Source organism: Hydrogenophaga sp., assembly GCF_026125825.1.
Classification (GTDB): Bacteria; Pseudomonadota; Gammaproteobacteria; order Burkholderiales; family Burkholderiaceae_C; genus Hydrogenophaga.
Genome location: NZ_JAHCKK010000121.1, coordinates 1 through 9923 on the forward strand (window position 1 = coordinate 1; position 9923 = coordinate 9923).

General features: G+C 64.6%; 11 protein-coding genes. All 11 read right to left on the reverse strand.

Annotated features, from left to right (window positions below; all coding sequences use genetic code 11):
• Window positions 1-411: FimV family protein (locus tag KIT86_RS22570; protein ID WP_367185460.1), on the reverse strand; the 411-nt coding region annotated here is incomplete at its 3' end.
• 261 nt (window positions 412-672) lie between these two features.
• Window positions 673-1827 (reverse strand): aspartate-semialdehyde dehydrogenase, encoded by a 1155-nt coding sequence (gene asd / locus KIT86_RS22575; protein ID WP_297402579.1) that lies wholly within the window; start codon window positions 1825-1827, stop codon window positions 673-675.
• A 77-nt stretch (window positions 1828-1904) separates the two neighbouring features.
• Window positions 1905-2993 carry a 3-isopropylmalate dehydrogenase gene (gene leuB / locus KIT86_RS22580; protein ID WP_297402580.1) on the reverse strand — a complete coding sequence of 363 codons (1089 nt, stop codon included), beginning with the start codon at window positions 2991-2993 and terminating at the stop codon, window positions 1905-1907.
• A 31-nt stretch (window positions 2994-3024) separates the two neighbouring features.
• Window positions 3025-3675 (reverse strand): 3-isopropylmalate dehydratase small subunit, encoded by a 651-nt coding sequence (leuD, locus tag KIT86_RS22585; RefSeq protein WP_297402583.1) that lies wholly within the window; start codon window positions 3673-3675, stop codon window positions 3025-3027.
• Between the two features lie 16 nt (window positions 3676-3691).
• Window positions 3692-3853 carry an entericidin EcnAB gene (locus KIT86_RS22590; protein WP_297402584.1) on the reverse strand — a complete coding sequence of 54 codons (162 nt, stop codon included), beginning with the start codon at window positions 3851-3853 and terminating at the stop codon, window positions 3692-3694.
• Window positions 3854-3888: 35 nt separating this feature from the next.
• Window positions 3889-5310 (reverse strand): 3-isopropylmalate dehydratase large subunit, encoded by a 1422-nt coding sequence (gene leuC, locus KIT86_RS22595; protein WP_297402586.1) that lies wholly within the window; start codon window positions 5308-5310, stop codon window positions 3889-3891.
• Between the two features lie 29 nt (window positions 5311-5339).
• Window positions 5340-6266 (reverse strand): LysR family transcriptional regulator, encoded by a 927-nt coding sequence (locus tag KIT86_RS22600; protein ID WP_297402596.1) that lies wholly within the window; start codon window positions 6264-6266, stop codon window positions 5340-5342.
• Between the two features lie 159 nt (window positions 6267-6425).
• A complete protein-coding gene (locus KIT86_RS22605; RefSeq protein ID WP_297402588.1) occupies window positions 6426-7736 on the reverse strand; it encodes a citrate synthase in 1311 nt (436 codons plus the stop codon).
• Window positions 7733-8044, reverse strand: coding sequence for a succinate dehydrogenase assembly factor 2 (locus KIT86_RS22610; RefSeq protein WP_297402590.1), 312 nt, complete (start codon window positions 8042-8044; stop codon window positions 7733-7735). Before KIT86_RS22610 ends, KIT86_RS22605 begins: the two co-directional genes overlap by 4 nt.
• A 19-nt stretch (window positions 8045-8063) precedes the next feature.
• The gene (locus KIT86_RS22615) at window positions 8064-8768 is read right to left on the reverse strand and encodes a succinate dehydrogenase iron-sulfur subunit (RefSeq protein ID WP_297402592.1); all 705 of its coding nucleotides are present in this window, start codon (window positions 8766-8768) and stop codon (window positions 8064-8066) included.
• A 41-nt stretch (window positions 8769-8809) separates the two neighbouring features.
• A partial coding sequence (locus KIT86_RS22620) for an FAD-binding protein (protein WP_297402594.1) occupies window positions 8810-9923 on the reverse strand: 1114 nt, incomplete at its 5' end.

The window sequence follows — 9923 nt, forward strand, 5'->3', positions numbered from 1 at the left end:
AGGTGCGGCCGCGCGCAGGTTGGGTGGGTCAAAGAGCAGCGTGTAGTCCCGGACCATGCGGCCGGACGACCAGTTGGCCTCGACGATCAGGTCCACGAAGGGTTCGGTGACCGGGCGCGAACTGGTCAGGCGCAGGTAGGCCCGGCCATCGGCACGCCGTTGCAGACTGATCTGCAGGGTGGCGAGCGCGGCGTTGACATCCACACCGGCTGCCCGAAAGGTGTCGCCGGACGCCAGGCCCACGCGAAGACTGGAGGCTTCTTCCGCATTGATGTCCGGCACGTCGATTTCTGCGCGCAACGGCTCGCCCAGGGCCGACTGCACGACCACACGGCCCAGCGCCAAGGCCTGGGCATCGCCGTGATGCACAAGGCCCGCACACAGCACCGCCGCCGCAGCGACCGCATGCAACCGCGCGAGACCTCGTAAACCCGTGCCGGGACGCACTGGGCGGGTCTGTTGGGATGGGGTGTGGCGGGAGATGGATGGCACTTTGACCTCGACGTAAAAAACCGAGAATTGACCTTAACATCAACGGATTACAGTGACAAGCTGAGAATCCGCTTGAGTTTCTTCGCCGACCCTCTGTCGTCGTGGAGCGGGTTGTTGCGTTGCAGGGGCGCAACGTGAACAACCACGCCCTTCATCCCTCGAAGCCCGCCCCTGGCTGCGTCAGGCTTCGAGCAGGATGCGCAGCATGCGGCGCAAGGGTTCGGCCGCGCCCCAGAGCAGCTGATCGCCGATGGTGAAGGCACCGACGTACTCCGGGCCCATGGCCAGCTTGCGGATGCGGCCCACCGGGATCGTCATGGTGCCCGTCACGGCCACTGGCGTCAGGTCCTGGATCGTCGCTTCACGCGTGTTGGGCACGACTTTCACCCAGGCGTTGTCGGCTGCGATCATGGCTTCCAGATCGGCCACAGGCACATCCTTCTTGAGCTTGAACGTCAAGGCCTGGCTGTGGCAACGCATGGCGCCCACGCGCACGCAGAAGCCGTCCACCGGGATGGCCGGCGCCTGGAAACCTTCGCCCATGCCGAGGATCTTGTTGGTCTCGGCCATGCCCTTCCACTCTTCCTTGGACATGCCGTTGCCCAGATCCTTGTCGATCCAGGGGATGAGCGAACCGCCCAGCGGCACGCCGAAGTTGGCGGTCTCGGCACCCGAGAGCGAACGCTGCTTGGCGATCACTTTGCGATCGATTTCCAGGATGGCACTCTTGGGATCGTCCAAAAGCGCTTTGACCTCGGCGTTGAGCGTGCCGTACTGCGTGAGCAGCTCGCGCATGTGCTGCGCGCCGCCACCAGAAGCCGCCTGGTACGTCTGCGTGCTCATCCACTCCACCAGGCCCGCCTTGTAGAGCGCCCCCACGCCCATGAGCATGCAGCTCACGGTGCAGTTGCCGCCAATCCAGTCCTTGCCACCCTGGGTCAGGGCGTTCTGGATGACGGGCAGGTTGACCGGGTCCAGGACAATGACGGCGTTCTTGTCCATGCGCAGCGTGGACGCGGCATCGATCCAGTGGCCGGTCCATCCGGCGGCGCGCAGCTTGGGATAGACCTCGCTGGTGTAATCGCCGCCCTGGGCGGTGATGACGATATCGCAGCGCTTGAGCGCCGCGATGTCGTGCGCGTCCTGCAGCTTGGTTTCGTTCTTGGCCATCGCAGGCGCCTTGCCGCCCGCGTTGGAGGTGGAGAAAAACAGCGGTTCGATCAGGTCAAAGTCGCTTTCAGCGACCATGCGATCCATCAGCACGGAACCGACCATGCCGCGCCAGCCAACCAACCCCACGAGGGGTTCCTTCATTCCTGCGACGAGTTTCGTCATGTCAACGCCCTTCAGTTAAAAAACCGTTTTGCCCCGGCTCGTCTGGCCGGGGAGGGGCGTGACGAACCGGAGCTGTATCAGCCCTTGGTAATGGTTTTGGTGATGGCGGCCACGACGGCGTCACCCATGCCACGGGTACTGACCTTGGTCGTGCCTTCAGACCAGATGTCGGTGGTGCGCAGGCCGGACGCGAGCACGCTGCTGACCGCGGTTTCAATGCGGTCGGCGGCTTCGGTCTGGTTGAACGTGAATCTGAGCATCATGGCAGCAGACAGTATTGTAGCCAGAGGATTGGCCAGATTCTTGCCCGCGATGTCCGGCGCGCTGCCATGGCTGGGTTCGTACAGTCCCTGGTTCTTCGTGTTGAGCGAGGCCGAGGGAAGCATGCCGATGGAGCCGGTGAGCATGGAAGCCTCGTCGGACAGGATGTCGCCGAACATGTTGCCGGTGACGACGACGTCGAACTTCTTGGGCGCCCGCACCAGTTGCATGGCCGCGTTGTCCACATACATGTGCTCCAGCTCCACGTCGGGGTACTGGGCGTGCACCTCGGTCACCACGTCCTTCCAGAACTGGAAGGTTTCGAGCACGTTGGCCTTGTCGACGCTGGTCACCTTCTTGCTGCGCTTGCGCGCGGCCTGGAACGCCACGTGGGCGATGCGCTCGATCTCGGGCTTGCTGTAGCGCATCGTGTCGAAGGCTTCTTCCGCGCCGGGAAAGTGCCCGTCGGTGGCGGTGCGCCGGCCGCGGGGCTGGCCGAAGTAGATGTCGCCCGTCAGCTCGCGGATGATCAGGATGTCCAGGCCAGAGATCAACTCGGGCTTGAGGCTGGAGGCGCCGACCAATTCGGGGTAGCAGATGGCTGGACGGAAGTTGGCGAACAGGCCCAGGTGCTTGCGCAGGCCGAGGATGGCCTGTTCCGGGCGCAGCGGGCGGTCGAGCTTGTCGTACTTCCAGTCGCCCACGGCGCCGAAGAGCACCGCGTCGGCGTCCATCGCCAGCTTCAGCGTGGACTCGGGCAGCGGATGGCCGTGGGCCTCGTAGGCCGCGCCGCCCACCAGGGCAGATTCCATTTCGATCGGCAGCTCTAGTGCCTGAAGGACCCTGACCGCTTCGGCCACGATTTCGGTGCCGATGCCGTCACCCGGAAGAACTGCGATTTTCATGTGATGTGGAGTTGGGGATCGAGAAAGGTGTTCAGGCCGCCATCGTGTGCGCGAGCCAGGGCTTGGATGCCAGGCGTTCGGCCTCGAAGGCCGCGATCTTGTCTTTGTAGCGCAGCGTGAGTCCGATGTCGTCCAGCCCGTTGAGCAGGCAGTACTTTCGGAACGCCTGCACCTCGAAGGGGATTTCCTCGCCCTGCGGTTTGACGATCACCTGGCGCTCCAGGTCGATGGTGAGCTGGTAGCCCGGGAAGGCCGCCACTTCATCGAACAGCTGGGCCACCTGTGCTTCGGACAGCTGGATCGGCAACAGGCCATTCTTGAAGCAGTTGTTGAAGAAGATGTCGGCGTAGCTGGGCGCGATGATGGCGCGAAAGCCGTACTGGTCGATCGCCCAGGGGGCGTGCTCGCGGCTGGATCCGCAGCCGAAGTTCTTGCGCGCCAGCAGCACGGATGCACCGGCGTAGCGGGGCTGGTTGAGCACGAAGTCGGGGTTGGGCTTGCGGCTCGCCGGGTCCTGGCCCGGCTCCCCCTTGTCGAGGTAGCGCCACTCGTCAAACAGGTTCTGCCCGAAGCCGGTCTTGCGGATCGACTTGAGGAACTGCTTGGGAATGATGGCGTCGGTGTCGACGTTCTCGCGGTCCATCGGGGCCACCAGGCCCTTGTGGAGGGTGAATTTCTGCATGGTGATGTGTGCCTGTTTACTTGGCGATTTCCTGAACCTTTTCGCCGGCTTTTTCAATGCCCTTGCCGGCGGCCTGGCCGGCTTGCTTGGCGTCCTGCTTGACGCCGGTCCAGGTGTTGCACGCGGCCAGCGTCAGCGAGAAGGCGAAGGCGGCTGCGATCCATGCAATGCGTTTCATGTGAATCTCCTGAGGGTGGTTGCGGGGAAGGAAAGTCATGCGAAGGCGCGCACGTCCACGAAGTGGCCGTGCACTGCGGCAGCGGCGGCCATCGCGGGAGACACCAGGTGGGTGCGGCCACCAGCGCCCTGGCGGCCTTCGAAGTTGCGGTTGCTGGTGGAGGCGCAGCGCTCGCCCGGCTCCAGCCGGTCGGCGTTCATGGCCAGGCACATCGAGCAGCCAGGCTCACGCCATTCGAAGCCAGCTGCCTTGAAAATCTCGTGCAGGCCTTCGCGCTCGGCCTGCGCTTTCACCAGGCCGGAGCCCGGCACAACCAGGGCGAGCTTGACGTTCTTGGCCACCTTCTGGCCGAGCTTTTTCACAATGGCGGCCGCCTCGCGCATGTCTTCGATGCGGCTGTTGGTGCAGGAGCCGATAAATACCTTGTCGACGAAGATGTCGTTGAGCGGCTTGCCGGGCGACAGGTCCATGTAGGTCAGCGCGCGCTCGATGGCACCGCGCTTGTTGGCGTCTTTCTCGCGGTCGGGATCGGGCACCGAGCCGTCGATGCCAAGCACCATCTCGGGCGAGGTGCCCCAGGTCACCTGCGGCACGATCTGCGTGGCGTCGAGTTCGACCACGGCATCAAACTTCGCGTCAGCGTCCGACTGCAAGGTCTTCCAGTAGGCCACGGCCTGGTCCCATTCCACGCCAGTGGGCGAGAGCGGCCGACCCTTGACGTATTCGATGGTCTTGTCGTCCACCGCCACCAGGCCGGCGCGCGCACCCCCTTCGATCGCCATGTTGCACACGGTCATGCGGCCTTCCATGCTGAGCGATCGGATCGCCGAACCACCGAACTCGATGGTGTAGCCCGTGCCGCCAGCCGTGCCGATCTTGCCGATGATGGCCAGCACGATGTCCTTGGCGGTGCAGCCCTTGGCGAGCTGGCCTTCCACGCGCACCAGCATGTTCTTGGCCTTCTTGGCCAGCAGGGTCTGCGTGGCCAGCACGTGCTCGACCTCGCTGGTGCCGATGCCATGGGCCAGCGCACCGAACGCACCATGGGTGGAGGTGTGGCTGTCGCCGCAGACCACCGTCATGCCCGGCAGGGTGGCGCCGTTCTCCGGGCCGATCACGTGCACGATGCCCTGGCGCTTGGACATGAAGGGAAAGAACGCCGCCGCGCCAAATTCGGCAATGTTGCTGTCCAGCGTCGTGATCTGTTCCTTGCTGATCGGATCGGTGATGCCGTCGTACCCGAGTTCCCATCCGTTGGTGGGGGTGTTGTGGTCGGCGGTGGCCACCACCGAGCTGACCCGCCAGACCTTGCGGCCGGCCTGGCGCAGGCCTTCATAGGCTTGGGGGCTGGTGACTTCATGCACCAGGTGCCGGTCGATGTAGAGCACGGACGTGCCGTCCTCTTCGGTATGGACAACGTGTTCGTCCCAGATCTTGTCGTAGAGCGTGCGTGGCATGGCGTGGGTCTTGTCGTGGAGGAAGGATTTTAGGCCGCCTGGCGGACATCGGCGGTGCGGAGGTGATCCACCAGCAGGCGGGCGCTGGCGGGCAGGCTGGAGAAATCGCGGGCCACCAGCACGAGCTGGCGTTGGGCCCAGGGGTCGGTCAAGGCAACGGCCTGCAGCGCATCGCCGGTGCTCAGCAACTGGAAGGCGCGCTCGGGCATCACGCCCACGCCCAGGCCGTTGGCGATCATGCGGCACATGGCGTCCAGTCCGGTCACGCGGATGCGCACGCGCACGGCTGCGCCGGCCTGGGTGGCGGCCTGGTGCGTCGCCAGATGAATGGAGCTGTTGGCATGCAGGCCCACATGGTCGAAGGGCAGGGCGGCCTCGAAGGGCACAGGCCCTGCGCTGGCCAGCGGGTGTCCACGCGGCACGACCAGCACAAGGCTGTCGCGCCGATAGGGCAGGCTTTGCAGGCCGGCGATGCCCATGGCGCCGTTGCACAGGCCCAGATCGGTGGCGCCTTCCTTCACGGCGCGCAAGACCTCGGGGCTCAGGTGTTCCTCCAGATCGATCTTGATCTGGGGATGGTGACGCGCAAAGGCGCCCAGGTCTTCGGGCAGGAACTGCACGATGGCCGAGATGCTGGCATGCACCCGAACGTGCCCGCGCACGCCGTCGGCGTACTCGGCCAGTTCGCCTTGCATCTTCTCCAGACCGAACAGCACGGCGCGGGCGTGGTGCAGCAGGCCCTCGCCGGCCGGTGTCAGCCGCACGCCGCGCGCATGGCGGTGCAGCAAGGTGGTGCCCAGCGCATTTTCCAGATCCGACAGCCGCTTGCTGATCGCCGAAGCGGCGATGAACTCCCGCTCCGCCGCGCGCCCGATGCTGCCCAGCTCGCACACGGCCACGAAGAGCTGCAGCGAGGTGAGGTCGATCTGGCGGGCGAAGTTGCGTTCGGAGAGCATGGGCATCTGACTTCTCGTTTGGAGAGGTCTGAATGCGATTTTCCCTCAGATGGAGTGGCCATGGCATCTCCAAGGGCGATGGCTGGCTTGCTGCTACGCGCTGGCCAGAGCCGAAAAAAAGCCCGCCGGGCGGCGGGCTTTTCAAGGCGTGGGCGTCGATCAGCGGCTGGCCAGCGGCTTGACGTCGCGGCGCACCGAGCCGGTGAAGAGCTGGCGCGGGCGGCCGATCTTGTACTCGGGGTCGCTGATCATCTCGTTGAGCTGCGCGATCCAGCCGACGGTGCGGGCCAGCGCGAAGATGCCGGTGAACAGGTTGACCGGGATGCCGATGGCGCGCTGCACGATGCCGGAGTAGAAGTCCACGTTCGGGTAGAGCTTGCGCGAGACGAAGTACTCGTCTTCCAGCGCGATCTTCTCGAGTTCCTTGGCCAGCTTGAACAGGGGGTCGTTTTCAAGGCCCAGCTCCTGCAGCACCTCGTTGCAGGTTTCCTGCATCAGCTTGGCGCGCGGGTCGTAGTTCTTGTACACGCGGTGACCGAAGCCCATGAGCTTGACGCCGGAGTTCTTGTCCTTGACCTTTTCCATGAACTCGCCGACCTTGGAGACGCCGCCGTTGCGCTGGATGTCTTCCAGCATGTTCAGGCAGGCCTCGTTGGCGCCACCGTGGGCCGGGCCCCACAGGCAGGCCACGCCCGCGGCGATGGCGGCGAACGGGTTCGTGCCCGACGAGCCGCACAGGCGCACGGTCGAGGTCGACGCGTTCTGCTCGTGGTCGGCGTGCAGGATGAAGATGCGGTCGAGCGCGCGCTCGAGCACCGGGTTGACCTGGTACTCCTCGCAGGGCGTGCCGAACATCATGCGCAGGAAGTTGCCCGAGTAGCTCAGGTCGTTCTTCGGGTACATGTAGGGCTGGCCGATGCCGTACTTGTAGGCCATGGCGACCAGCGTCGGCATCTTGGCGATCAGGCGGATCGCGGCGATCTCGCGGTGCTTCGGGTTGTTGATGTCCGTGCTGTCGTGATAGAAGGCCGACAGGCCACCGACCAGACCGGTGAGCACGGCCATGGGGTGGGCATCGCGGCGGAAGCCCCGCAGGAAGAACTGCATCTGCTCGTTGACCATGGTGTGGTTGGTCACGAGCTTGTGGAAGTCACCACGCTGGGATTCGTTCGGCAGCTCGCCGTTGAGCAGCAGGTAGCAGGTGTCGAGGTAATCGCACTGCGTGGCCAGCTGCTCGATGGGGTAGCCGCGGTACAGCAGCTCGCCCTTGTCGCCATCGATGTAGGTGATGGCCGACTGGCACGATGCCGTGGACAGGAAGCCCGGGTCGTACGTGAACATGCCGGTCTGCGCGTAGAGCTTTCGGATGTCGATCACGTCCGGACCGATGTTGCCGGCGTAGACCGGCAGGTCGACGCTGGGGCCGCCGTTGGAAAACGACAGGGTGGCTTTGTTGTCTACGAGTTTCATGCAGGTTCCTCGGATGATGAGAGAGGTCGCAGGCCGCGCAGCAGTGCAAGCACTTGCGTCACGTCCTCGCGTTCGAGATCGCCTTGGAGGGGCTTTCGACCGAGCAGCAGATCCAGCAGGTCGTTGTCGGACAAGTCCATCAAGAGCCCGAGTGCATCGGCTTGGCGCACGGTTAAGCCAGATTCGTGCCTGGCGAAGAATCGCTCGATGAACAGATCGTTCTCGAGCAGGCCACGACGACACCGCCAGCGCAGCTTGCTCAGCGCGCGCTCGTCCAGCAAGGCATCCAGCAGGGGGGTGTCGGTCATGGGGTGGGGAAGTGAGCGCTCAGACCGAGCGCATCACCATCATTTCCTTGATTTTGCCGATGGCCTTCGTGGGGTTCAGGCCCTTGGGGCAGACGTCCACGCAGTTCATGATGGTGTGGCAGCGGAACAGGCGGTACGGGTCTTCCAGGTTGTCCAGGCGCTCGCTGGTGGCCTGATCGCGGCTGTCGGCGATGAAGCGGTAGGCCTGCAGCAGGCCGGCGGGACCGACGAACTTGTCCGGATTCCACCAGAAGCTCGGGCAGCTGGTGGAGCAGCTCGCGCATAGGATGCACTCGTACAGGCCGTTGAGCTCTTCGCGCTCTTCGGGGCTCTGCAGGCGTTCCTTCTCGGGAGCCACGGTTTCGTTGATCAGGTAGGGCTTGATGCTGTTGTACTGCTTGAAGAACAGCGTCATGTCCACGATCAGGTCGCGCACGACGGGCAGGCCCGGCAGCGGCTTGAGCACGATGTCGCCCTTGAGGGTGTTCATGTTGGTCAGGCAGGCCAGACCGTTCTTGCCATTGATGTTCATGGCGTCCGAGCCGCACACGCCTTCGCGGCACGAGCGGCGGAACGAGATGGAAGGATCCACTGCCTTGAGTTTCATCAGGGCATCGAGCAGCATGCGTTCGTGACCATCGAGTTCGACTTCGATGGTCTGCATGTAGGGCTTGGCATCCTTGTCCGGGTCGTAGCGGTAGATCTTGAATGTGCGTTTGGCCATGGTGTGTTCTCCGTGCGTCGTGGGTGCTGGGTGAAGGGGCTTCAGAAGGTGCGGACCTTCGGGGGCACCGACTCCACGGTCAGGGGCTTGAGGTTGACAGGCTTGTAAGTCAGGCTGTTGTCGGCGCTGTGCCACAGCGTGTGCTTCATCCACTCCGCGTCGTTGCGGCCCAGAGGGAACTGCGCGTCATCGGCCGGGCGCTCGTAGTCGTTCACCGTGTGGGCACCGCGGCACTCTTGGCGGGCGGCGGCCGAGGTCATGGTGGCCTGGGCGCACTCCATCAGGTTTTCCACTTCCAGCGCCTCGATGCGCGCGGTGTTGAACACCTTGGACTTGTCCTTGAGCGCGATGTTGCCCACGCGCGCGCGCATGGCGTTGATCTTGGCCACGCCCTCGTCCATGCTGGCCTGGGTGCGGAACACGCCGGCATGCTGCTGCATGGCCGCGCGAAGGTCGTTGGCCACGTCCTGGGCGTACTCGCCGTCGGAGGCGTTGTCCAGGCGGGCCAGGCGGGCCAGCGTCTTGTCCGCCGCGTCGGCGGGCAGGGGCTTGTGGGTCTTGTTCTTGTCGTTGTACTGGACGATGTGGTTGCCGGCGGCACGGCCGAACACCAGCAGGTCCAGCAGCGAGTTGGTGCCCAGGCGGTTGGCGCCGTGCACGCTCACGCAGGAGCATTCGCCCACGGCGTAGAGGCCGTTGACGACCTTCTGGTTGCCCTGGCCATCGGGGGTGACGACCTGTCCGTGGATGTTGGTCGGGATGCCGCCCATCTGGTAGTGAATGGTGGGCACCACGGGTATCGGCTCGCGCGTGATGTCCACGTTGGCGAAGTTCACGCCGATCTCGTACACCGAGGGCAGGCGCTTGTGGATCGTCTCCGCGCCCAGGTGGTCCAGCTTGAGCAGCACATAGTCCTTGTTGGGACCGCAGCCTCGGCCTTCCTTGATCTCCTGGTCCATGCAGCGGCTGACGAAGTCGCGCGGTGCCAGGTCCTTGAGCGTGGGCGCATAACGCTCCATGAAGCGCTCGCCTTCGCTGTTGAGCAGGATGGCGCCTTCGCCGCGGCAGCCTTCGGTCAGCAGCACGCCAGCGCCGGCCACGCCGGTGGGGTGGAACTGCCAGAACTCCATGTCCTGCAGCGGGATGCCGGCGCGC

Bases quoted from the DNA above. Each gene is read 5' to 3' on its own strand.
- asd (WP_297402579.1), bottom strand. From the start codon at position 1,827: ATGACGAAACTCGTCGCAGGAATGAAGGAACCCCTCGTGGGGTTGGTT.
- leuB (WP_297402580.1), bottom strand. From the start codon at position 2,993: ATGAAAATCGCAGTTCTTCCGGGTGACGGCATCGGCACCGAAATCGTG.
- leuD (WP_297402583.1), bottom strand. From the start codon at position 3,675: ATGCAGAAATTCACCCTCCACAAGGGCCTGGTGGCCCCGATGGACCGC.
- KIT86_RS22590 (WP_297402584.1), bottom strand. From the start codon at position 3,853: ATGAAACGCATTGCATGGATCGCAGCCGCCTTCGCCTTCTCGCTGACG.
- leuC (WP_297402586.1), bottom strand. From the start codon at position 5,310: ATGCCACGCACGCTCTACGACAAGATCTGGGACGAACACGTTGTCCAT.
- KIT86_RS22600 (WP_297402596.1), bottom strand. From the start codon at position 6,266: ATGCTCTCCGAACGCAACTTCGCCCGCCAGATCGACCTCACCTCGCTG.
- KIT86_RS22605 (WP_297402588.1), bottom strand. From the start codon at position 7,736: ATGAAACTCGTAGACAACAAAGCCACCCTGTCGTTTTCCAACGGCGGC.
- KIT86_RS22610 (WP_297402590.1), bottom strand. From the start codon at position 8,044: ATGACCGACACCCCCCTGCTGGATGCCTTGCTGGACGAGCGCGCGCTG.
- KIT86_RS22615 (WP_297402592.1), bottom strand. From the start codon at position 8,768: ATGGCCAAACGCACATTCAAGATCTACCGCTACGACCCGGACAAGGAT.